This window comes from Fibrobacter sp. UWB1, from assembly GCF_002210325.1.
Classification (GTDB): domain Bacteria; phylum Fibrobacterota; class Fibrobacteria; order Fibrobacterales; family Fibrobacteraceae; genus Fibrobacter.
The window spans coordinates 128,621-151,607 of the sequence record NZ_MWQL01000003.1; the positions used below are offsets into that span (position 1 = coordinate 128,621).

18 protein-coding genes are annotated in these 22,987 nt (G+C 50.5%); 9 read left to right on the plus strand and 9 right to left on the minus strand.

Annotated features, from left to right (window positions below):
* Positions 1-16 precede the first annotated feature (16 nt).
* Together B7988_RS03740 and dapF are read right to left on the minus strand one after the other, a co-directional pair.
* Positions 17-1,225, minus strand: a complete 1,209-nt coding sequence (locus tag B7988_RS03740) for an LL-diaminopimelate aminotransferase (protein ID WP_088656880.1) — start codon at positions 1,223-1,225, stop codon at positions 17-19.
* Between the two features lie 126 nt (positions 1,226-1,351).
* Entirely contained in the window at positions 1,352-2,245 is an 894-nt protein-coding gene (gene dapF / locus B7988_RS03745; protein WP_170930526.1) for a diaminopimelate epimerase, read from the minus strand.
* Positions 2,246-2,582: 337 nt separating this feature from the next.
* Between dapF and B7988_RS03750 the strand changes: the two genes are divergently transcribed.
* The 4 genes from B7988_RS03750 (at position 2,583) to B7988_RS03765 (ending at position 8,998) form a co-directional block, all read left to right on the plus strand.
* Positions 2,583-3,365: an Rpn family recombination-promoting nuclease/putative transposase gene (locus tag B7988_RS03750; RefSeq protein ID WP_073322373.1), complete on the plus strand. Its 783-nt coding sequence runs from the start codon at positions 2,583-2,585 to the stop codon at positions 3,363-3,365.
* A gap of 127 nt (positions 3,366-3,492) precedes the next feature.
* A complete protein-coding gene (gene aspS / locus B7988_RS03755) occupies positions 3,493-5,286 on the plus strand; it encodes an aspartate--tRNA ligase (protein ID WP_088656881.1) in 1,794 nt (597 codons plus the stop codon).
* A 363-nt stretch (positions 5,287-5,649) separates the two neighbouring features.
* Positions 5,650-6,381 carry an aquaporin Z gene (aqpZ, locus tag B7988_RS03760; protein WP_073322377.1) on the plus strand — a complete coding sequence of 244 codons (732 nt, stop codon included), beginning with the start codon at positions 5,650-5,652 and terminating at the stop codon, positions 6,379-6,381.
* Between the two features lie 262 nt (positions 6,382-6,643).
* Positions 6,644-8,998, plus strand: coding sequence for a CotH kinase family protein (locus B7988_RS03765; RefSeq protein ID WP_088656882.1), 2,355 nt, complete (start codon positions 6,644-6,646; stop codon positions 8,996-8,998).
* Positions 8,999-9,113: 115 nt separating this feature from the next.
* Here the strand turns inward: B7988_RS03765 and B7988_RS03770 are convergent, their stop codons facing one another.
* Entirely contained in the window at positions 9,114-10,685 is a 1,572-nt protein-coding gene (locus B7988_RS03770; protein ID WP_073322381.1) for an FISUMP domain-containing protein, read from the minus strand.
* A gap of 140 nt (positions 10,686-10,825) precedes the next feature.
* On the opposite strand from B7988_RS03770, the gene B7988_RS03775 reads away from it, so the two are divergent.
* On the plus strand, positions 10,826-12,490 hold the full coding sequence (locus B7988_RS03775; protein ID WP_088656883.1) for a diphosphate--fructose-6-phosphate 1-phosphotransferase: 1,665 nt from the start codon (positions 10,826-10,828) through the stop codon (positions 12,488-12,490).
* Positions 12,491-12,800: 310 nt separating this feature from the next.
* Here the strand turns inward: B7988_RS03775 and prfB are convergent.
* The 3 genes from prfB to B7988_RS03790 form a co-directional block, all read right to left on the minus strand.
* Positions 12,801-13,905, minus strand: a protein-coding gene (gene prfB / locus B7988_RS03780) for a peptide chain release factor 2 (RefSeq protein ID WP_141225548.1) whose coding sequence is annotated in 2 segments (ribosomal slippage) — positions 12,801-13,835 and positions 13,837-13,905 — 1,104 coding nt in all. Because the reading frame shifts where the segments join, the coding sequence is not laid out codon by codon here.
* Between the two features lie 123 nt (positions 13,906-14,028).
* The gene (locus B7988_RS03785) at positions 14,029-15,039 is read right to left on the minus strand and encodes a peptidylprolyl isomerase (RefSeq protein WP_088656885.1); all 1,011 of its coding nucleotides are present in this window, start codon (positions 15,037-15,039) and stop codon (positions 14,029-14,031) included.
* A 1,005-nt stretch (positions 15,040-16,044) separates the two neighbouring features.
* Complete coding sequence (locus B7988_RS03790) at positions 16,045-17,253, minus strand: FISUMP domain-containing protein (protein ID WP_088656886.1); 1,209 nt, start codon at positions 17,251-17,253, stop codon at positions 16,045-16,047.
* A 312-nt stretch (positions 17,254-17,565) separates the two neighbouring features.
* Here B7988_RS03790 and B7988_RS03795 point away from each other — a divergent pair, with 312 nt between their 5' ends.
* From B7988_RS03795 to B7988_RS03805, 3 genes are all read left to right on the plus strand, one after another.
* Positions 17,566-17,835 (plus strand): CopG family antitoxin, encoded by a 270-nt coding sequence (locus B7988_RS03795; protein ID WP_349291490.1) that lies wholly within the window; start codon positions 17,566-17,568, stop codon positions 17,833-17,835.
* A 275-nt stretch (positions 17,836-18,110) separates the two neighbouring features.
* Positions 18,111-18,425: a BrnT family toxin gene (locus B7988_RS03800; protein ID WP_072978884.1), complete on the plus strand. Its 315-nt coding sequence runs from the start codon at positions 18,111-18,113 to the stop codon at positions 18,423-18,425.
* Positions 18,422-18,637, plus strand: a complete 216-nt coding sequence (locus B7988_RS03805) for a BrnA antitoxin family protein (RefSeq protein ID WP_088656887.1) — start codon at positions 18,422-18,424, stop codon at positions 18,635-18,637. Before B7988_RS03800 ends, B7988_RS03805 begins: the two co-directional genes overlap by 4 nt.
* Positions 18,638-18,669: 32 nt before the next feature.
* On the opposite strand, the gene B7988_RS03810 is transcribed toward B7988_RS03805, so the two are convergent.
* Positions 18,670-19,191 carry a nitroreductase family protein gene (locus tag B7988_RS03810; protein WP_088656888.1) on the minus strand — a complete coding sequence of 174 codons (522 nt, stop codon included), beginning with the start codon at positions 19,189-19,191 and terminating at the stop codon, positions 18,670-18,672.
* A 96-nt stretch (positions 19,192-19,287) separates the two neighbouring features.
* On the opposite strand from B7988_RS03810, the gene B7988_RS03815 reads away from it, so the two are divergent.
* Complete coding sequence (locus B7988_RS03815; protein ID WP_088656889.1) at positions 19,288-21,651, plus strand: sodium-translocating pyrophosphatase; 2,364 nt, start codon at positions 19,288-19,290, stop codon at positions 21,649-21,651.
* Between the two features lie 17 nt (positions 21,652-21,668).
* Here B7988_RS03815 and B7988_RS03820 read toward each other — a convergent pair whose 3' ends face one another.
* Together B7988_RS03820 and B7988_RS03825 are read right to left on the minus strand one after the other, a co-directional pair.
* Positions 21,669-21,935 carry a hypothetical protein gene (locus B7988_RS03820; protein ID WP_139261114.1) on the minus strand — a complete coding sequence of 89 codons (267 nt, stop codon included), beginning with the start codon at positions 21,933-21,935 and terminating at the stop codon, positions 21,669-21,671.
* 80 nt (positions 21,936-22,015) lie between these two features.
* Entirely contained in the window at positions 22,016-22,897 is an 882-nt protein-coding gene (locus B7988_RS03825; RefSeq protein WP_088656890.1) for a DMT family transporter, read from the minus strand.
* Between the last annotated feature and the right edge of the window lie 90 nt (positions 22,898-22,987).

Sequence of the window (22,987 nt, forward strand, 5' to 3'; positions counted from 1 at the left end):
CCACATTACACATTGTTTAGAGTTTTCCCCTGATTCTCCTAAGGGCTTCGCAGGTGCGTTCGTAGTCACCGAAGGCGGTCAGGCGGAAGTATCCTTCGCCGCAGGGGCCAAAGCCGCTACCCGGAGTACCCACGACTTCGCAGGTGGCAAGCAGGCGGTCAAAGAAATCGAAGGATTTTTCGCCATCTGCGATTTTCCACCAGATGTACGGGGCATGTTCGCCACCGAACACCGTGTAACCGGCAGCTGTCAGTTCCTTGCGGATTACGCCTGCGGTACGCATGTAACCCGCAATGACTTCTTTTGTCTGTAACCAGCCCACCGGCGAATAGATTGCCTCGGCGGCACGCTGGGTCACATAGCTTACGCCGTTGAACTTGGTGCACTGTCTGCGGTTCCACATGGCACGGAGTTTAGAAAGTTCGTGCGGAATCACCGTGTAGGCGCAACGCACGCCCGTAAAGCCGGCCGTCTTGCTGAAGCTGCGGAATTCAATGGCGCACGTGCGCGCACCCGGAATTTCGAAGATGGAATGCGGCAAGGTTTCGTCCTGGATGTAGCAGTTATAGGCGCCGTCAAACAGAATCAATGCTCCGTTTTCGTTTGCGTAGTTGACGAACTTCTGCAAAGTTTCGCGGCTAAGGACTGTACCCGTGGGGTTGTTCGGACTGCAAAGGTAAATCAGCTGCACCGGTTCCTTGGGCAAATCCGGCTGGAAATTGTTTTCGGCAGTCGATGCAAGGTAGGTCACCTTAGAAAAATGTCCGTCACTTTGCAAAACGCCTGCACGGCCAGCCATTACGTTGGAGTCCAAATAAACCGGGTAAACCGGATCCGGAATTGCAATCTTTACATTTTCTGTAAAAAGTTCCTGGATGTTCGCCACATCGCACTTGGAACCATCACTCACGAAGATGTCATCCGGGTCCATTTCGATGCCGCGGGCGGTGTATTCGCCACGCACGATTGCCTCGCGCAAAAAGTCGTAACCCTGCTCCGGGCCGTAACCGCGGAACGTTCCCTTTTCGGCCATTTCGTCCACAGCCTTGTGCATGGCCTTGATAACTTCCGGAATCAAGGGCGTGGTCACGTCGCCAATACCCAGTCGAATGATGTCTGCATCGGGCTTTTTCGCCTGATATTCCTTGATTTTCTGGGCGATCGTCGAGAAAAGGTAGCTGCCAGGCAGCAAGTCGTAGTTTGTGTTGATGATTGATGAATTCATAGTGTTAGTAGGAAGTAGGAAGTTGGAAGTAGACAGTGATTAACAGTGTGGGATGTGAAGTTTTGAATAGTCTTTCTCGATGCTCAGAGGGCGAAGCCCGTCCTCAAAGCGAGTTTACGAGCGACCTCATACCTCAATCGCCCCTCTAAATACTTCTTCTGCGGGGCCGGTCATCAGGACGGGGCCACCTTCTTCGTGCTTGATGTGGAGAACACCGCCGTCGAGGATTACGTCGGCTTCGACGCCCACGCGGCCCGTGCGCTGGGCCGCAACGAGCGTGGCGCAACTGCCGGTACCACAAGCCATCGTGACGCCACAGCCCCGTTCCCAAACCCGCATACGGATTTGGGTGGGCGCCGCTCCCGCAGCGGAAATCACCTGCGCAAACTCAATGTTGCAACGGTCGGGGAACTGGCTGTCAATTTCCAGAATGCTTCCCCACTTTTCTAGCTGAATCTTTTCGATGTCATCCACGAAAATCACCGCGTGCGGATTCCCCATCGAGACCGTCTCGGCGGTAAAGTCGAAGCTGTCTGCCGTGAGCTTGATCGAGCCCAGGAAATTCCTCGGAAGTCCCATATCTACGCACACGCGACCGTCATCTAAAAGCGCGGGCTTCACCAAGCCACTCTTGGTATGCAGATTAAAAACCTTCGTGCTATCGTCTTTTGCAAGACCGCGACTGCGAATGAACTTCGCCACACAGCGAGTGGCATTGCCGCACATGGCCGCCTCGGAGCCATCGGCATTAAAGATGCGCATTTCGAAATCGACACCGTTCGGCACGGATTTCGCAGCAGGCCCCACGCTAGCACCGACGCCCGAATCGCCGAGCACCAGGCAACCGTCCTTATCCATCGGCGTTACAATCACCACACCATCGGCACCGATACCGAAGCGACGGTCGCAAAGCTTAATTACCCTTTCTGTAAAAGCGGCGCCATATTCCGGCGTCTGCCCCGGTTCATAAAGCACGAAATCGTTGCCCAACCCGGTCCATTTTGAAAAATTAATTGGCATAATTCAGTTCTCTTTATAATTTTCCACGCCCCTATTTGCAAAAAATATGCCAACTTTACAAAAATTGTTAAATCGCGCTAAAAACGCCAATTTTGCTCAATTTTCAAGAAAAACAAAATTTTGAAATATTACAAACTATGTAAAACAACTGCTTTAACTTTACATTTTATGTAAACAATTTCTGCCAATCGCAGAATCGAAATTGGTACAGCAAAAAAAAACATATTCATCAAAAAGGGGCAAAATCAGACACTATTTTCAAAAGTGGCGTATTAGTATAAAGATAGGGGCGGTTCTCTATTCGCGAAAACCGACGCGTTCCGGTTGAAAAAACAAAATGGAAACAAAACATACCCCCTTTGAACAGCTTACCATCACCAATAAGTTCATGTTCGCAATGGTGTTTAGTCACAGGGAAATTGCCAAACCCTTCCTCGAAGCAGTACTCGGCATCAAGATTCATGAACTCAGAGAACCCGAACCGGAAAAGACCATCGACGTTAGCCCCGCCAGTAAGGGAGTCCGCTTCGACGTTTTCGTGAAGGAAACTGGCCCCGACGGCGAGCTTGTACGGAGTTTCGACATCGAGCTCCAAATGGAAGACACCAAGGAGATTCCTAAGCGGGCTCGTTTCTATCAGGCCATGCGCGACTGCGATGCCCTGAGCCGGGGCGAAAAATACCGTAACTTGAAGGAACTCTACATCATTTTTCTCTGCCCCGAAGACATCTTCGGGAAAGGCCGTGCCGTTTACAGGTTCAAGAATCTCGAAGTCGAAGACCCAAAAATTGAAATGTGTGATCTTTCTTTCAAAAACTTTTATATTTTTAACAAGTACCGCGAAATCGCCGAGAAGACCATCAGGGAGTACATGGAGTATTTCTCCACTAACAAGGTAAGTTCTCCGGAAACCGAGGATATCGACAGGCTGGTGAAGTGGTACCAAACCGACAGCAATACGAGGATACGCTACATGACATGGCAAGAAGAAATCGACGACATGAAAGACCTTGCTGAAAAAGAAAGGGCTCGTGCTGAAAAGGAAAAGGCCCGCGCCGACGAAGAAAAGGCTCGTGCCGACAAGTACGAGAAAATGCTTCGCGAACACGGAATACTGTAGCTTTACAAAAGTCCCCGTTTCCCGCCAAACGCCCTAAAGTTCCCTTTCGGGAACTTTTTGCTATTCCGGCGGGGCATTTTTTTTTGCTATATTTTGCCCCGAAAAATTATCTATCAAGGATACAACCATGAAACGTACACATAACTGCGGCCAGCTTCGCAAGGAAGATGTTGGCCAGACCGTAACACTCGCCGGTTGGGTGGATCGCCGCCGCGACCATGGTGGTGTGATTTTCGTTGACCTCCGCGACAAGTATGGCAAGACCCAGATCGTTTTCAACCCGGACTACAACGCCGACGTGTTGAAGACCGCCGAACAGCTCCGTAACGAATACGTTATTTACGTGACTGGTAAGGTCTACGCCCGCGAAGAAGGCAACACCAACGAAAAGCTCGCCACGGGTGAAATCGAAGTCAAGGCAGACAAGCTCGAAATCTTGAACGCCGCCCTCACCTCTCCGCTCGCCATTAACGACCCGAACGAAGAATGCAAGGAAAACGACGACTTGCGCCTGCAGTACCGTTACCTGGACCTCCGCCGTCCGTGGATCCAGAAGAAGCTCCTCCTCAAGAGCCGCTTCCTCAAGGCCGTGTACGACTTCTTCTATGCCAACGGTTTTGAAAACATCGAAACTCCGTGCCTTTGCAAGTCCACTCCGGAAGGCGCCCGCGACTACCTCGTGCCGTCCCGCGTGAACCCGGGTAAGTTCTACGCCCTTCCGCAGTCTCCGCAACAGTACAAGCAGCTCTTGATGATTGCAGGCATGGACCGCTACTTCCAGATCGCCAAGTGCTTCCGCGACGAAGACCTCCGCGCCGACCGTCAGCCGGAATTCACGCAGATCGACGTGGAAATGTCCTTTGTGAACCAGGACGAAGTCATGGAAATGTTTGACAAGTTCGTGACCGAAGTCTTGGGCAAGGTTTGGAACTTCGAACCGCCGCGCCACATCCGCCGCATGAAGTGGGCTGAAGCCATGCTCAAGTACGGGAGCGACAAGCCGGACCTCCGCTTCGACCTCGAAATTCACGACGTGTCCGAAATCGGTGCAAAGTCCAACTTTGGCGTGTTCAAGAACTGCGTTGCCGCCGGTGGCAAGATCCGCGGTATCGCTGCTAAGGGTTGCGTTGACTTTACTCGTAAGCAGATCGATGAACTTACCGCTTACGTGGGTAAGTATGGTTCCAAGGGCCTCGTGTGGATGCGCGTCAAGGAAAATGACGAAGTGGAAACCCAGGTCGGCAAGTTCTTTACTACCGAACAGCTCAACGAACTCCGCGACGCTGTCGGTGCCAAGTGCGGCGACATGATGTTCTTCATCGCAGGTCCCGAAAAGGTTGCAGCTACCGCCATGGGTCAGCTCCGCCTGGAAGTCGCCCGTATCAAGGGTCTCCGCGATCCGAAGAAGCGTGAATTTGTTTGGATTACCGAATTCCCGATGTTCGAATACAGCGACACCGAAGGCCGCTACATGGCCATGCACCACCCGTTCACCAACCCGCTTCCGGAACACCTGGACATGATGCTCAGCGGCAACCTCAAGGATTGCAACGCTGAAGCTTATGACCTTGTTCTTAACGGTGTGGAAATCGGCGGTGGTTCTATCCGTATTCACAACCCGGAAGTCCAGGAAAAGGTGTTCCGCCTGCTCGGCCTCTCCGAAGAACAGGTGAAGACCAAGTTCGGCTTCTTCGTCGACGCCTTCAAGTACGGCGCTCCTCCGCACGGCGGTCTCGCCTTCGGCTTGGACCGCGTTGTCGCTACCATGGAAGGTGAAGAATCTATCCGTGACTACATCGCGTTCCCGAAGAACACGAGTGCCTCTAGCCCGATGGACCAGAGCCCGAGCGAAGTGGACCTCCAGCAGCTGCAGGACATCCATATCTCCGTGCAGATGCCAAAGACGGCGGAAAAGAAGTAGTCCTTCTTTTTAATAAAGATTAATAGTTCCTCGGTAACCCCGGGGAACTTTTTTTGCATTCTATTCTTTGGTGCAAGCGAGGAAACAATTCAAATTAAAATAATAGTTGTCGTTTAGAAAATAAAGCGTCGGCCAAGGATGGGGAGGGTGCAGGGAGGGGCCCGTGCGGCCTTCGCAACTCCGAGCTGGGGCCCCTCCCGCATTTTTTTTCAAAATTTACCCCTAAACACGTATGATTGAAAATCTTGTGTGTGCGTTTTCGCACGAAAAAAATTTTTTCACATAACCTTGGGCAATTCCAAAAGTGCCTTTTTGCTAAATTAAGGCACGACTCTTAACCCTCAATATATGGAGAAAATTCAAATGAAACTTTCTACTCGCGCTATTGCCGAAGCAATCGGCACCTTCTGGCTTGTGTTTGGCGGCTGCGGTGCAGCTGTGCTCGCATGCGGCGTCCCGACCACCGGTATCGGTTACGTGGGCGTGTCGCTCGCGTTTGGCCTTACGGTGCTCACCATGGCATACGCCATCGGCCACATTTCGGGCTGCCACCTGAACCCGGCTGTCACGCTCGGTCAAGTCGCCGGCGGCCGCTTCCCCGCTAAGGAAGCTCCGGCCTACATCGTGGCCCAGGTGATTGGCGGCATCATCGCAGCAGCGCTTCTCTACGTGATTGCCTGCCCCGACCTCACCAACGCAGGTATCGGCGCATTCGCTACCAACGGCTGGTCCGATTCCCTCAAGGACGGCCTGAACGCCTTTGGCGGCAAGACCTCCGGCATGCTCTCCGCATTCCTCATTGAAACCGTGCTCACGGCTATCTTCCTGTTCGTGATTATGGGCGCTACCGACGGTCGCGCACCTGCAGGCTTTGCCCCGATTGCGATCGGCCTCTGCCTCACGCTCATCCACCTCATCTCTATCCCGGTGACCAACACGTCTGTGAACCCGGCCCGCTCTACCGCAATGGCTGTGTTCGTTGGCGGTGCTGCCATCAAGCAGCTCTGGCTCTTCTGGGTCGCCCCGATTCTCGGTGGCGTAATCGGCGGTATCGCTTACAAGTGCATCGCCGAATGCAAGTGCTGCAAGAAGTAATTTTTCGGCCTCTTTTTTAAGCTGATTTTGAATGTCCGGACACCCCGTCCGGGCATTTATTTTTTACACATAATTAACGAAATTTTTCAAAAAATCCGTTTTTCGGAACAATTCACCCCGTGAATTTTTTAAACGTTTGTGATTTACATCAAACAACAACAAAAAACTGTAAAGAATGCATTAACAAACCCCTTTTTGAAATAAATCTTGTTACTTTAGCCTATGGTGTTGCGAGATATTGCTGTATTGCTAGGGGCTTGCTATGCAAAAAAAATTAATTCTTTTTCCAGTTATTGCCGGAACAATGCTAATCGGCTGTTCTGACGATGCTAAAGACATCAACGCACTAACCGATCCGACTCCGTCTATAGGAGAAAATCCTTACACCACTCCCTATATCGACCCCAATACGGGCGATTACATCGACCCCTCCACGGGCGACACCATTCCGACCGTTCCTTACGTGAACCCTGAAACAGGCGAAACCGTCCCCGCAATCCAAGTTATTGACCCAAATACGGGCGACACAGCGACCGTTCCCGTCGTGATTCCGGACCCCGTTCAAAACAATCCGTCGAGCAATTCGCAGCCTGTTAATTCCAGCGCATCGGCAGATCCGAACGGTACTCCGAATCCGGACCCGAACAATCCGAACCAGAATATCCAAATTTCATCGGCAACGATGCCGTATTCTTCTTCGAGCGGACTCAAGGAATACGATGATAACCACAAGGCCAAGGAAACGTTCCTCCCGAAGGCTGGATTCTATTCCAACTTGACGATTGAACCGCCCACCCCGCAAAAGGGCGGCCAGATCAAGTGTACTTTTGACGGTTCCTTCCCCACCCAGAATTCTGAATCTATCACTCAGGCCAAGCAGATTACGCAAAACACCGTTGTCCGCTGTTCTGAATTCGTGAACGGTCAGGCGGCCGATACGACTACGCAGACATACTTTATCAACGAAAAGGTTTCGATGCCTGTGGTGGCCTTGACCGTGAATCACACCGACATGTTCGACTCTTCCAGGGGTCTTTACGCAACTGGTGACTTGAACGGAGGCGGCATGCCCGGCGGCATGAACTTTGGCGGAGGCAATGTTTCGGACAACAACAACCCGAAATGCACCGAGCCCTGCCAACAGGCAAACTTCTGGAAAGACACCGAACTCCCCGTGCACGTGGAATACTTCGAAAAAGGAAGCTCCACCACCGAAAAGACTTGGGAAATCGACGCAGGCATTTCGATTATCGGAAACTGGAGCCGCTACAAACCCAAGAAGAGTGTCGCCATCAAGATGGATAACGACGATTACGGCGACAAGGTGCTCAAGTATTCGTTCTTCAAGACTCGCCCCGAAGCAAAGAAGATGAAGAGCTTTAACCTCCGCAACAATGGTAACCGTTTCTGGACGGACTACTTTGGAGACCCGATGCTTGTAAGCCTTATGGAAGGTACCGAAGTAGATTACCAGCGTAGCTTGCAAGTGGTGGTATTCTACAACGGTGAATATTTTGGCATTCACGACTTGCGCGAACGCCTGAACAGGAGCTTTGTAGAAACAAACTATGGCATTGATTCTAAATCCATTAACGTGGTCAAGAACTGCAGCAACGGCGACCAGGGTTGCGTCAACGGATGGGCGCCCAGCGGCACCAATGGAGCCTCAAGCGCAGAATTTGGCCAGCTGACAAACATGATTACCAGCGGAAACTTCGCTGGAGAAAACAATCCGTCTTACGAAGAAGTCAAGCAAAAATTAAACGTGAGCAGTTTCGCCCAGTACATGATTGCCGAAATGTATATTCATAACGGCGACTGGCCGAACAATAACATCCGCGCTTGGGGCAGCCCCGAAAAAGGAATCCCGTTCAAGTTCATGATTTTCGACGTCGACCACGGCTACGGATTCTCTCCTGGCATTACGGGATTCGATACCGAAAGCCACAACATGTTCCAGTGGGTGCTGGGTAGCGCCACCATGGATAACGGTCAGGGAAATGGGCAACCGGGCGGACAAGATCCCGGACAAGGTCAATGGCCCGGCATGGGCGGCGGCTGGGGTGGCGGCTTCGGCATGGGCGGCGCAAATACCACCATCGGAAACATGCTCAAAAAACTTTTGGCCAATCCCGATTTCAAGCGCTTGTTCATCAACCAGGGTTGCATTCTCTTGAACGACTACCTGACTTACGAAAAGGTCCAGAAGACCGTGCAGGCTATGGCCGCCATGATTCCGAGTTCCGAACAGCAACGTGACGAACAGCGCTGGCCGCGCAATCAGTCGGCATTCAACTGGTCTCCCAGCGGTAGCGACCTCTTAAAATTCGCACAAAACCGCACGCAAACCTTTAGACAGGAATTGGGTAACTACTTCGGCCTCCAGGGCGAAGCAACCGTGAGCATTTCTGCAAGCGGAAACGGCTCCGTTCTTGTCGAAGGCATGAAGCTCCCGAGCAGCAATTACCAAGGCAAGTTCTTTACCGGGATGCAGATGCAGCTCCAAGCCATTCCTTCGGCTGGCAGCGTATTTAGCGGATGGTCCGATGGCAGCACCGCCAACCCGCGCCTGATTGACATCAGCGGCAATACGAACATAACGGCTCAATTCAAGTAAGCATTTCTCTTTTCATATGAACCAAAAGGTGGAAACACAACGTTTCCACCTTTTTTATAATATCACGCTCTTGCTTCAATACGACAGAGCCGAGCAACCTTACAAAGTCTAGGGATTAGTAGTCCTTGACGCAGCGGACGAAAAGCGACCTACGATTCAATTCAGTAGTAAACTTAAAGTTGTTTATCATCCAATCATACTGAACATAAACATGACGCTTCGTTTCGATGCGAGTTGTATCGAGAATAAACTTTCTTTCAGGAATCGGTTCAACCACATTTGTATCTGTAAGAATGGTATCTACCAAAGCAACAGAATCAACCGGCAACAAAGAGTCAACATACACGGTATCTATTTTTATTGACACTTCAAGCGAATCCGTGCTAGTCCAAAAATACGTCTCATTAAATCGAGTCTGAGACCCATCCGTAGCAATCGCAGTAAAACCCGTAGAATTTGTAATTTCGTTCTTATTGAATAGACCATCCCCTGCAGGCCAATTTCCATCCGTTGCTAAATAACTACCGGCATTAGAATCAACCGAAAACAAATCTTCCCATTCTGCCTTTGAGGGAACATGCCACCCCAAAGGACAGACTTGATCCAGAAGTGAATCAGAATAAGCAAGGCCATGCTCATAATACGCAATAGAATCTTCACGGGTAGGATATCGACAGGTCAAAAGAGCCTGTATGCATTTGTAGGAGAAAAAGTCAGTTAAGTCAACCTTCATATTTTCGGCCATCCAGGTATAGTTACCGATTTGCAGGTAACCATAAGTCTGACCATCGCGGGTATCCACAAATTCCCCATAGTTCAAGTCAGGATTAAAGTATTTCTTTGCACCTTGCTGCACTCTCGCCCATTCGGCGGCAGAACTACTGCTGAGATACGCCTGGTAGGCGGCAGAACTGCTCAAGTACTCAATCATATTCTCGCGGCCCTTTAGGTAGTTATCCATGTAGGCCGCAGAGTCCACCTCGCTGCCCTTGACGCAACGCACGTAAAACAGATTCACCTTGGCCGCAAAATCAGCGCCGAAGGTATCGTAACCGTACGAATCCCGCAAGACATACATCACGGCATCGCTGCTGTTGGATCTATAAGTATACCCGTGGTCCGTATTGATACGCATGCCGGCGTCAGCCGAATTACTTGTCCAATAACGGGCTATGTTCGTTTCAGAGGAATGTTTTGCATTAAAACCGAACCTGTCGTTACCCGCAAAATCCCAACCCTCCGTAGACCTTAGGCAACTATCGACGGACGGGCAAAACTCAGAGACGAAGTTTTTCAAAACGTCAAATTCGGCCATAGAGGGCAAATGCCAGCCAACGGGGCAAATGCCTTCGTTGTAGCCGGAATCGATATAATCACGCCCGGCCATCGCCGCGCCATAAGTATAAAGGCGGCCGTATTCATCGGCTTCGGAATAGTCAGGAAGCGTAGGACTCCAGAGAGTATCGTAAAAGCGCAAGTTCTCGGCCATCCAAAGCTGGTTACCGATTCGCACCGTGCGATACTGTTCGCCATCGCGGACATCGATCAGCACAGACGGGTCCGAAGAACTATCCTTTTTCCAGTTGCTGTTGTTGGAATCGCCGGCATCGGCACCGCTGTCACCACAAGCCACAAATGCAATTGAAAATAGTGACGAAGCAATCAAAGCAAGAATGCTTTTTCTCATAGTCCTAACCTCATTTCTTTTGAACGCAACAAATATAGATTTTCAATTTCAGTATTGGCGCTCCACTCGCCTTTTACTATATTTGAGCATGTAATTTTTTAACCCGGCCCGATAACAGGGCAAATCAAAAGGAAGATACAATGGCTGACAATCTGTCCGTCCTCGGCAAGGCCCGCAAGGCCTACCAGCCGAAACTCCCCGCCGCTCTCCGCGACGGCGCTCTCAAGGTCACCCTCAACAAGGGTAAGGCTACCGAATCCGTGCGCGACCAGGCCAAGATCAAGGCTCTGTTCCCGAACACCTACGGCGCTCCGTACATTTCCATGAAGAAGGCTACCAAGGCTGCTGCCGGTAAGGCTCTCAACGTGGGCGTGGTGCTCTCCGGTGGCCAGGCTCCTGGTGGACACAACGTGATTGCAGGTATCTTCGACGGTATCAAGAGCATCAGCAAGAATTCCAAGCTCCTCGGCTTCCTCGGCGGTCCGTCCGGCCTCGAAAACGGCAAGTTCATCGTGATCAACGAAAAGATCATGGACTCCTACCGCAACACTGGTGGATTCGACATCATCCAGTCCGGCCGAACCAAGCTCGAAACTGAAGAACAGTTCAAGAAGTGCATGGCTGTTGCCAAGGCCCAGAAGCTCGACGCTATCGTGATCATCGGTGGTGACGACTCCAACACCAACGCTGCTGTTCTCGGAGAATACTTCCAGGCCAACGGCGCAAGCTGCGTGGTTTGCGGCTGCCCGAAGACCATCGACGGCGACCTCAAGAACGAATACATCGAAACCTCCTTCGGTTTCGACACTGCCGTCAAGACCTATTCCGAACTCATCGGCAACATCATGCGCGATGCCAACTCCGCTCAGAAGTACTGGCACTTCATCAAGCTCATGGGCCGTAGCGCTTCTCACATCGCTCTCGAAGCCGCTCTCCAGACCCACCCGAACATCTGCTTGATTTCCGAAGAAGTCAAGGCCAAGAAGATGAAGCTGAAACAGGTCATCAAGTACGTTGCAGACATCGTCGCTGCCCGTGCTGCTGACGGCAAGAACTTCGGCGTCTGCCTGATTCCGGAAGGCCTCCTCGAATTCATCCCGGATGTCGGCGTGCTCATCTCTGAACTCTCTGAAGCCCTCGCCCACCACGAAAAGGAAGTCGAAGGCCTCGACACCGCCGCCAAGGTGGAACTGCTCTGCAAGTGGATTTCCAAGGCTTCTGCCGAAGTCCTCAAGAGCCTCCCCTCCACCACTCAGGGCCAGCTGATGCTCGACCGCGACAGCCACGGCAACGTGCAGGTTTCCCTCATCGAAACCGAAAAGCTCGTCATCGAAATGGTGAAGAAGGAACTCAAGAGCCGTAAGTCCTTCAAGGGCAAGTTCAGCGCTCTCAACCACTTCTTCGGTTACGAAGGCCGCTGCGCCGCTCCGTCGAACTTCGACGCCGACTACTGCTACAGCCTCGGCTTCACCGCCTCTGTGCTCGCCTTCAACAAGATGAACGGCTACATGAGCTCTGTGCGTGACCTCACGAAGGGTATCGAAAAGTGGACTGCCGGTGGCATTCCTATCACCATGATGATGAACATCGAACGTCGTCACGGTGCCGACAAGCCGGTTATCCAGAAGGCTCTCGTGGAACTCGACGGTGCTCCGTTCAAGTTCTTCGCCAAGAACCGCGAAGTCTGGGCCAAGACTGAAAGCTACACCTACCCGGGTCCCATCCAGTACTGGGGTCCGTCTGAGGTTTGCGACGTGACCAACTTCACGATTAAACTCGAACGCGGCGCCCTCAAGGTGAAGTAATACAAATTCAAATTCTTGATCCTTATTCCTGCAACATCTGTTGCAGGAATTTTTTTTGCATTTTTTGTCGGTACAGGTTAAACGAGAGCACAGCCCCTATTTAGCCTGTACAAAATTAGTTTGTCAACAGCAAAAAGACGTGTTTTTACTCAACAATACAGGTCAAAAGGATTTCATTCTCTCTTTTAGCCTGTATAAAATTAGTTTATCAGAAACAAAAACAGGTGTTTTAATCCAATTGTACAGGCCAAACACACTCACAAGCGTATTTTAGCCTGTACAATTCAGCTAAATACAACTTTATCAACCACTACTTCTGCCCTTCGCTGGTGCTGAGCAGGTAGGCGTTGATGAACGGCTTGATTTTGCCGTCGAGCACGCCCGCGGTATCCGAGGTTTCGACACCGGTGCGCAAGTCCTTTACCAGCTGGTAAGGCTGTAGCACGTAGCTACGAATCTGGCTACCCCATTCGACCTTTTTCTTTTCGGCCATACGGGCATCGCGCTTGGCTTCTTCTTCCAGGCGGTAATGTTCGGCGACCATGGTCTTGAGCATCTTGTAGCAGGTTTCGCGGTTCTGAATCTGGCTGCGTTCGGTCTGGCAGCTCGCCATAATGCCCGTCGGCAAGTGCGTCATACGCACGGCGGAGTCCGTCTTGTTGATGTACTGGCCACCGGCACCGCTACTGCGGTAAGTATCCACACGCACATCAGCCATATCCAAATCGAATTCGATGTCTTCGTGTTCGGGGTACAGGTACACGGCGGTAAAGCTCGTGTGACGGCGGGCGTTGGCGTCGAAGGGACTGATGCGCACCAAGCGGTGCACGCCGATTTCCGAACGGAGGAGCCCATAAGCGTTTTCGCAAGTGACTTCGATGGTCGCACTCTTGAGGCCGGCGTCTTCCGCTTCCTGGAAATCGACCACCTTGAAGTCCATGTTTTCGCGTTCAAAGAAATGCGTGTACATACGGAAGAGCATGAGCGCCCAGTCTTGCGACTCGGTGCCACCTGCGCCCGGGTGAATGGACATCAGGCAGCTGCAGGCATCATCGGGGCCGTTCAGCATCTTCTTGAATTCCATCGCCTCGATTTTCGATTTGAGTTCAGCGATGTCGGAATCGATCGATGCCGTCAAGTCGGCGGATTCTTCCGCCTTGCTCATTTCATAAAGTTCGGCGAGGTCATCGCAGCTCTGCGAGACTTCTTTCCACGAGTCCAGCAGGGCGCGCAGATTGCCGATTTTTTTCATCATGGACTGCGCCTTTTCCTGGTCATTCCACAGGTTCGGGTCGGCGGAGTCCTTTTCCAAAACGTAGAGTTCTTCGGTCTTGGCTTCTAAGTCAAAGATACCCCCAGAGCTTGTCGATGCGCGTACGCAAGTCGATCAGCCCGGTGTGCGTAGTATTAAACATAAGTAGTAACTCGAAGAAATTATGAATTCAGAATTCGGATTTCAGAGTTGCAACATCAAGCATGTCAATAAAACACGACAACATTTAATTCTGAATTCCGAAATCAGAACTCTGAACTATATGTTACTTTGCTGCTCCGATAGCCTGCGGCGGAGTGTACTTCGCGTCGAGGTACTGCACCTTGTAGACCTTTCCGAGGCCATCGAGGTAAGCCTTGAGCTGAGCCTGACGGTCCTGTTCGGCCTGCACACGCAGAATGTAGTCGATCTGGTGCTTGTAGCTTTCGTACTTGCCGTCGTTCTTTTCGGTCAGCATGAAGATGGCGATACCGTCCTTGTCGGTATACGGTTCGGTGATTTCGCCGACCTTGACCTTGTTCACGGCCTTCACAAAAGCATCGCCCTTGGACTTGGCAACAAACTTAGCCATCACGCCACCAGTCTTCTTGGCGGTCTGGTCGTCGCTGTACATGGCAGCGAGCTGTGCAAACGTAGCCTTCTTGCTGCGCACCTGTGCGGCAAGGCCCTGCAACATCACCTTGGCGTCTTCGATTTCCTGCTTGGACTTGCCCTTGGTGTAAATCACGATGCGGGCACCGCTAATGGAATCGTTAATGGCCACCTTCGTCTTGTTGAGTTCCCAAAAAGCTTCCTTCTGCTTTTCGGTCGGATCCTTCGGGTACGGCACCTTCTTTTCGAGGATTGCTTCGCTCTTCAGCTGGTCTTCGATCTTTTCCTTGAACTGGGCCATGGTGGTGTTAGACTTCTTGAGTTCCTTCTGGAAGGCGTCTTCGCTCGGGAACTGGGACTTGAAGAGTGCGGTCAGGCTGTCGACCTTGCCCTTGGAGACCTTGATGCCCATCTTCTTGGCTTCGAGCTTGATGAGTTCCTGACCGACCAGGTTGTCGATCACGGCATAACGGAGCTGGGTCATGGTCTTGTCGTCGATTTTCTTGCCGCGGAGCTGCTGTTCGCCGAGCATCTTGGCGAGGCTATCGATTTTACCTGCAGAAATACCGACTTTTTCCACACGGATTACATCCATGCTTTTGGAATTCAACAACTGAGCAGAAGCGACACCTGCGGCCAGAGCGACCGTCAGAATACCGCGAGAAACAAATTTAAAAGAACGCATTTTTATTCCTTTTTAAAATTTTCCGTACCAAATATAGCAAATTAGTTAGTAGAACACCATAATTCTAAGACTTCACAACCTTTTGTGAGCCATAAGCGACTCGTCTTAAGGAGTCGTGTTGGCGAAAGCGAGGCGATATCATAAGTTCTTATATGAAATAGAGCCGAGCGGTCTGTCGTGAGCCAAAGAAGACTCATATTAATGAGTCTTTGAAGGCGAGAGCGAGGCGATATCATAGGTTCTAACAAGAAAAAGAGCCGAGCGGTCTGTAAAGGGGGGACGAATCCCCCTGCTTGCAGCCCCGGCTTATGCGCATGGCCTTCGCGATGTTGTTACCCGCTCAAGGAGCGACCGATCGGCTTTACAGCCTCTCTCTCGCAATCGCCCTCGCTTAACGCTTGGGGCTTATTGCTCACAGACGGAAAATTCCGTGGCTCGTTCGCTTGCTAACAACATTCGCTTCGGCTTGCACGTCATTGCGAGGAGCAAAACGACGAAGCAATCCATAGCCGGGTCTTCCAGCACCCCCTCGAACGGGCGCTCAATCGCCGCGCCCGTAACGCCCTGGCTGCAAATGCCCTCGGCTCCAGAAATGTGCTCATCTCGCTCACATGACCGTTCCGGAATGTTCGCTCAACGACACATTTTCTTCCGCCTTAGGGCATTCATTTCCGGTTGTCTTGCCGCACTTGATGCGGCACCTCCTTTCCCCGCCCGCGTCATGCCGATGGAAATCGGCATCAGCTTTTCATGTCCGAAAAAAAGCGCTCCGGCTCAGCCTGCTCCGCACGAGCCCAAAGACCGTTCGTCTTGCGCCTCACTCTCGCAAACATGCTTGGTTAATACCAAGCATTTATTACTCACAGAAATTACGGCCTTCGGCCTTTACTGTCCGCTTAGCGGCCAGGCATTCGCCGCCGCTTTCTTCTTTGACATAAATAACTCCCATAGGACTTTTCTCTAAAGTCCTTTTTTTTGTTAAACTTTTTACAAAATTAAATCAGGTTAGATTGTAAAGGAATAATCTTTAACACAACGAACATAATGTCCATTCTCTTTAGGACGAGAATTTTGAATTATATTTAACAGTTGCTTATCCGATATAAAGATGCTTCTCGCTCTATTATCTGACTTCTCATACTGTAGCCAAAAGGATGCATTTTCAGACAAACCTCGAAAAACAATTTCTTCAAAATTTTCAAATCCTGTGCCACAGGCACCCCCATACAAAGCTGAAAATCCATTTCCGTTACTTCCTTTCGAAGCCTTAGACGTTGCCCTATAAGCAGATTCATCGGCTCCAATCATAGCCCGCCATTCGTTTTCATTCATAACGTGCCAACCATCTGGGCACACACCTTGAATTTGAAGATAATCCCAATCAAAATCGGAATCTATTCCTGTTGCTATAGAATCTGGACAATTCGACGTTGTACCTGTCCACACACTATCGCATGCCCTAGGAAGACCAAATGTTTCACTCCACGAATACAAACCGCCAAAATAATTGTCGCAATACCAGGGATCATCATCATAGCAGAACTTTTCTACCTTATTATCGTCAAAAACAGAGGCTCCAAGATTCACTTGGCTACCATAATTCAAATTTTGCGCAAAGACTTCAAATTCTGGTGACGTTGCGGATTTAGTTTTTATAACGATGGTCCTATATATCTGTCCATCACGCGGATCCTCGAAAGTTCCATACGTTTTTTCTTCATTAAAGACACTATCTTCTTTGAAACGTTCCTTAAATGGACGAACCTGCACAGACGAACTTGATGGAGGAATATAAGGGACAAGAACACTATCTTTACAAACAAACTCTTCATCCCCAATATGGTAAATTACATATTCAGGCTTATCACATGGAATCTTTTGATCGGCAATCGACGCTGAACTACTTGATTTAGGCAAAGCACTGCTGCTTGATTTAACAGTTTCTGTTTTTGAACTTGAGCTAAAGAAATCGCTACTAGAAACCGAACTGCCACCGGAAGAGGTTCCTTTGTCCGTAACGGAACTCGAGGAGAGATTTTCGTCATCACCGCCACTGCTCGAAACTTCCGCAATCGGGTCAGGGTCAGTACTGCTGGAACCGCTGTCGCACGCAGTCAATACAGCAAAGACAAGAGCCATGGCAAGAAGTATGGATTCCCTACGCTTCACTTCGAGAATGACAGGCCAAGAATGACGCAATGAAAAAATCTTCACAGAAGACCTCCAAATAAGCCCCACCGATTTTTTGCGAAATATAACAAACTCAACGAAAATGGCTGTTCGTTTTAAACCGCAAACATATTTTTACACCAAAATTTGCCCACAAACGCCCCAAATTAGCGTGTATATATATGAATAGGGACAGTTTCTATTCGCCCAACGGAGGTTCATCCGTTAAAACCGTTATGTACACACGAATCAATTGGAAAATTAAAAAAAGTCCTTAAGCAACTCAATATTGTTCAAAAGGAAATATTTGCTATTGACAAGGAATTCGCTTGTATATATATTATATATATCACATATATGATTTTCGAATGGGACGAAAACAAAGAAGATGCCATGAAGAAGAACTACGATTTCAGCAATGCAGTCAAAAACCCGTATGCAAAAAAATTGAAGAAGACAATTTGTATAAACATCAGTGAATCGGTTCTCGCTTATTTCAAGGAACTGGCGGAAAAAACAAACATTCCATACCAGACATTAATCAATATGTTCCTTGAACAAGCAAAGGCTGATAAAATGGAACCTAAATTTGTTTCGAAGCCCACTCGTAAAAAACAAGTGGCTTAAACGGCTCAATTTTAAAGGCGGTCATTTGACCGCCTTTTTTGGAATGACTGCTACGACGTCCGTTTCTTCGTCGCCGTTTGGAACTCATTCAGCAAACATCTTTTTACATCGAAAATGGCTTTCAAACGCCAGAAAAAAGCGTGTATATATATGAATAGGGACAGTCTCTATTCGCCCGCGGGGGCGTTCCCGAAGAAAAAATAGAACATGAACATGTATTCTGTTGCATTTTGCAAAAAATATAATTATATTATAATTATACCGCGAGGTTCTGCATGGAAGTAGAATTCGAGTGGGACGAACATAAGAATGCGCTAAACCAAAAGAAACACGGAATTTCATTCGAAGAAGCCAAATCGTGCTTTGAAGATGAACACGCTAGAGTTTTCTTTGATGTAGAACATTCAAAAAACGAGGATAGGTCTATTCTGATTGGATTGTCAGAAAAACTTAGGACTCTTATTGTGGTTTATACGGAACGAAACCTTCTTGATGCCGAGATTATAGTCAATCGAATCATCAGCGCTCGCAAGGCAACGAAAAAAGAATTCCAATACTATTGGAATGAACGAAAAGGAGACGGATTATGAAAAAGGAGTATGATTTTGCGAGCATGAAGGCGGTTAAAAATCCCTATGCAGCCGCATTGAAAAAACAGATAACGATTCGTCTGAATTCAAGTACCATTGAATATTTCAAGAATATGGCGAAAGAAGTCGGCATTCCTTACCAGACGCTCATCGACTCATATCTGACAGATTGCGCCCAATGCAAGCGCAAACTGACCATGCATTGGAAATAAAATGAGGCGGTCATTTGACCGCCTTTGCTTTTTTACAGTTCTGTTGCGAATTCGCTCATGGGCTTGCGCACGGGGTGGCGCGGCGAGGGGCCGCCTTCGGCGGGGTCGGCATAGCCCACATCCAAGAAACACGCGAGTTTCAGGTTTGCCGGGAAGTCGAAGGCCTTTTCGATTTCAGAGGCGTTGAAGCCACGGGCCCACAAGGTCGCAAGGCCTAAGTCGGTGGCCTGCATCATCATCGAGGTCGTTACGATGCTCGAATCCATGTCGCCACTCACAAAATCGTCGTGGTAGGTCACGGGAGAATAGCACTTGTCCTTGTCGTAGCAGACCATGAGCACCACGGGGGCATTGTAGGCCATGCGAGTAATGCCGCGGAGTTTGGCGATAGCGGCCTCGGACTTGAGTACCTTCACCGTCACCGGCTGGCCATTCACGGCCGTCGGAGAAAGGCGCCCCGCTTCGAGCACGAGGGAGAGTTTTTCGGGTTCCACAGCCTTGTCGCTAAATTTGCGGCAGCTGTAACGATTTTGAGCGAGTTTAATGAATTCCATAGCATAATTTTAGCATTTTATTTCGCCCTTTTCCGCCATTTTCAGTATAGATTTATATAGAAATCCGCCCCCAAAACGGTATCAAAGGAGTCTTTTATGGAAACATTCAGCATTCCTGGTTTTTGGTACACTGTTCCGGCAGCGTCAATCCTTGCCCTTGTAGCGGCATTCCTGTTTTTCAAATCCATGATGAAAATGGACGAAGGGACGCCGCGCATGATAGAGATTGCGGGTTATGTCCGCGAAGGGGCTCTCGCCTACCTCAAGCGCCAATACAGAACCGTTTCGGTCGTATTCGCCATTTTGTTCCTCATTTTCGTGATTCTCGCATTCCTCGGAATCCAGAACCCCTTCGTTCCGGTCGCATTCCTCACCGGCGGTTTCTTTAGCGGACTCTGCGGATTTTTAGGCATGAAAACGGCAACGCAGGCTAGTTCCAGAACGGCCGCCGGCGCAAGCAAAAGCCTGAACCAAGGGCTTGTCACGGCATTCCGTTCCGGCGCGGTCATGGGGCTCATTGTCGTCGGTTTCGGCCTGCTAGACATTTCCATTTGGTTCTACCTTCTGAACTTCATTTACGACCATAATATTTTCGGCATGGGAGCCACCCTGGCAAGCAAGATTTCGATGGAATTTTCGGACAGCTTGATTACGAATTCTGCTTTCGGGCACGCCAAGATGGCCGAAGTGACAACTACCATGCTGACCTTTGGCATGGGCGCCTCGCTGCAGGCGCTCTTTGCCCGCGTTGGCGGGGGTATCTACACGAAGGCGGCCGATGTCGGTGCCGACTTGGTCGGTAAAGTCGAAGCGGGAATTCCCGAAGACGATCCGCGTAACCCCGCCACCATCGCCGACAACGTCGGCGATAACGTCGGAGACGTTGCGGGCATGGGCGCAGACCTCTACGAATCCTACTGCGGTTCCATCTTGGCGACAGCGGCCCTCGGCGCGGCCCTTCCCGGCATGAGCATGCACCATGTCATCGCCCCGATGCTTGTCGCGGCAATAGGCATTGTTCTTTCGATTGTCGGCATTTTCATGGTGCGCACCAAAGATGACGCCAATACCAAGTCGCTCTTGCATTCCCTTCTCGTCGGAACGCTCGGATCTTCGATCCTTATTCTTTTGGCGCTCCTTGTCTTTGTCAAGTTGGGACTCATTTCGTGGGGCATTTTCGGATCTGTCGTCGCAGGCCTTGCCGCTGGCGTCATCATAGGGCAGTTTACCGAATTCTACACCTCTGACGCCTACAAGCCCACCCGCGCTATCGCTTCGCGCACGCAGATGGGCCCCGCCACGACCATCATCGAAGGCATTTCGGTCGGCATGTACTCCACCGCCCTCCCGGTAATCACTATCGTTCTCGGCATTCTCGCCTCCTTCGGTTTTGCGGGCGGTTTCGAAAACATTTCGCAGGGGCTTTACGGAGTCGGTTTCGCGGCCGTCGGTATGCTTTCAACCCTCGGCATCACGCTTTCGACAGACACCTTCGGGCCCATTGCCGACAATGCGGGCGGTAACGCCGAAATGGCAGAACTCCCCAAGAAAGTCCGCGAACGCACCGACGAACTCGACATGCTCGGCAACACGACCGCCGCAACAGGCAAGGGTTTCGCCATCGGCTCTGCAGCCCTTACCGCCATGGCACTACTTGCCTCCTATGTCGAAGAAATCAAGCTCTGGCTCGGCAAATTCGCCCACGACGGCGCATTCGAATTCGGCAACGTTACCTTCTTCAGCAGTTCTACCGCGCTCACCTCTGGAGCAGCGGCCAGCAACACGCATTGGCAAATTCTAGAAGGCGGCATCAAGGCCATCGCAAACGACGGTTCGCTCGCAGCGCTCTCTATTGCAGACGCTTCGTTCGGCGATTTCATGAACGCATTCAACCTGAACCTGATGAACCCCATGCTTCTTGGCGGCCTCTTTATCGGCTGCATGATGGCCTTCGTCTTCTGCGCCATGACCATCAAGGCGGTCGGCCGCGCAGCCTCTTCCATGGTCAAGGAAGTCCGCCGCCAGTTCAAGGAAATTCCCGGCATCATGGAAGGAACGGGCAAGCCGGACTACGCCAAATGCGTTGAAATTTCGACTCACGGAGCCCAGCGCGAAATGCTCCTGCCGTCGCTCCTCGCTGTCATTGTTCCGGTTGTTGTTGGCCTGTTCATGGGAATCGCGGGCGTATTCGGCCTGCTCGCCGGTGGGCTCGCTTGCGGATTCTCGCTCGCCTGCATGCTCAACAACGCAGGCGGCGCCTGGGATAACGCCAAGAAATATATCGAGAAAGGCAACTTCGGCGGGAAAGGCTCCGATTGTCACAAGGCAGGCGTTGTCGGCGATACCGTAGGCGACCCGTTCAAGGATACCGCAGGCCCCTCGCTGAACATCTTGATTAAACTGATGACAATGGTGAGTCTCGTTTTCGCAGGCGTCATCGTCGCGGTCGGCGGACTCTAGCCAAACGAACTCAAGCTTTACAGCACATAAAGCGCAAGCACGACAATAATTCCCGCAAAGAGCAGGAATACGGGCAACAGCAGCAACAGGCAAAGCAGCCCGATTTTCAGGTCATAAAAGAACATGCGCCAGCGACCGCGCTTGGTCTTGCATGTTTCTGCACGGCAATCCGGACAAATGTTCCCGACCTTGTTCCGAACACGGATAGCAAGGTTACTCTGCATCGGGGACATCCCGACCTTGTCGTTAAATTCCTTGTTGCAAACAGAACATGTGCACTGCATGTCGGTAATATAGTAAATAGTAGACAGTAGGAAGTAGACAGTAGGAAGTAGACGGTAGGAAGTAGACGGTCATTAACGGTCTATTTCTTTAACGCAATCAAAATGGTGGAACAAAGGATCAAGATGATGCCCGCCATGATGCGTGTCGTCAAGGTTTCGGCAAACACGGTCACGCCTATCGTCACGGCGGTCACAGGCTCCAGAGCGCCCAAAATCGCCGTCGGCGTAGAACCCACGATACGCACCGCCTTCACCATGAAAATGAGCGAGAGCACCGTCGGCACAAGGCCCAGCATAAAGCCCCAGCCCCACGAACTTGCCTGCGTAAACACCGGCGGGAGGCCCGAACCGAGCGTCACCGAATAAAGTAACAAAAAGAACATGCAGAAGCAAATGGCGTAAAAAGTCATCTTGACCGACCCCATCTGCAAGTTGATGCGATTTGCCATCACCATGTAAATGGCGTAACTGATGGACGACAGGAACACAAGCAGGCACCCCACCGTGCTGAGCGTTGCGCCATCTCCCCCGCGGTACAAGAGGGCTATGCCCGCCATAGAAACCGCAATAGATACAACCGTCCAGATCTTGATTTTTTCCTTGAAGAAAACCGCCATGAGCACCGAGACTTCGAGCGGATAAAGGAACAAGAGCGTCGAGGCTAGCCCCGCATCCATGTACTTGAACGAGGCGTAATACGTGAGTGAACTCGCGGCAAACAAGAAGCCGAACGCCACAAGCGCACGGAACTCGCGAAACGAAATTTTAAAGTGCGAACCCTTGGAAAGCATGACGACCATCAGCAACAATGCCGCCGTAAAGAATCGGTAAAAAAGCACCGTCTCGGGCGAATAGTTCTGTGCATACAAGTGGAGCGCACCCAGCGGATTCGTGCCATAGCAAATAGCCGAAATGGCTGCAAAAATAAAACCCTTGAGAGAGGCAATCACACGCTCAACCATATTCAATACCGATAAAATAGAAATAACATTATTTAAGATAACAGACTACTTCTTTTTTCTCAAAAAATAAAAATCAACAACAAATGTAAA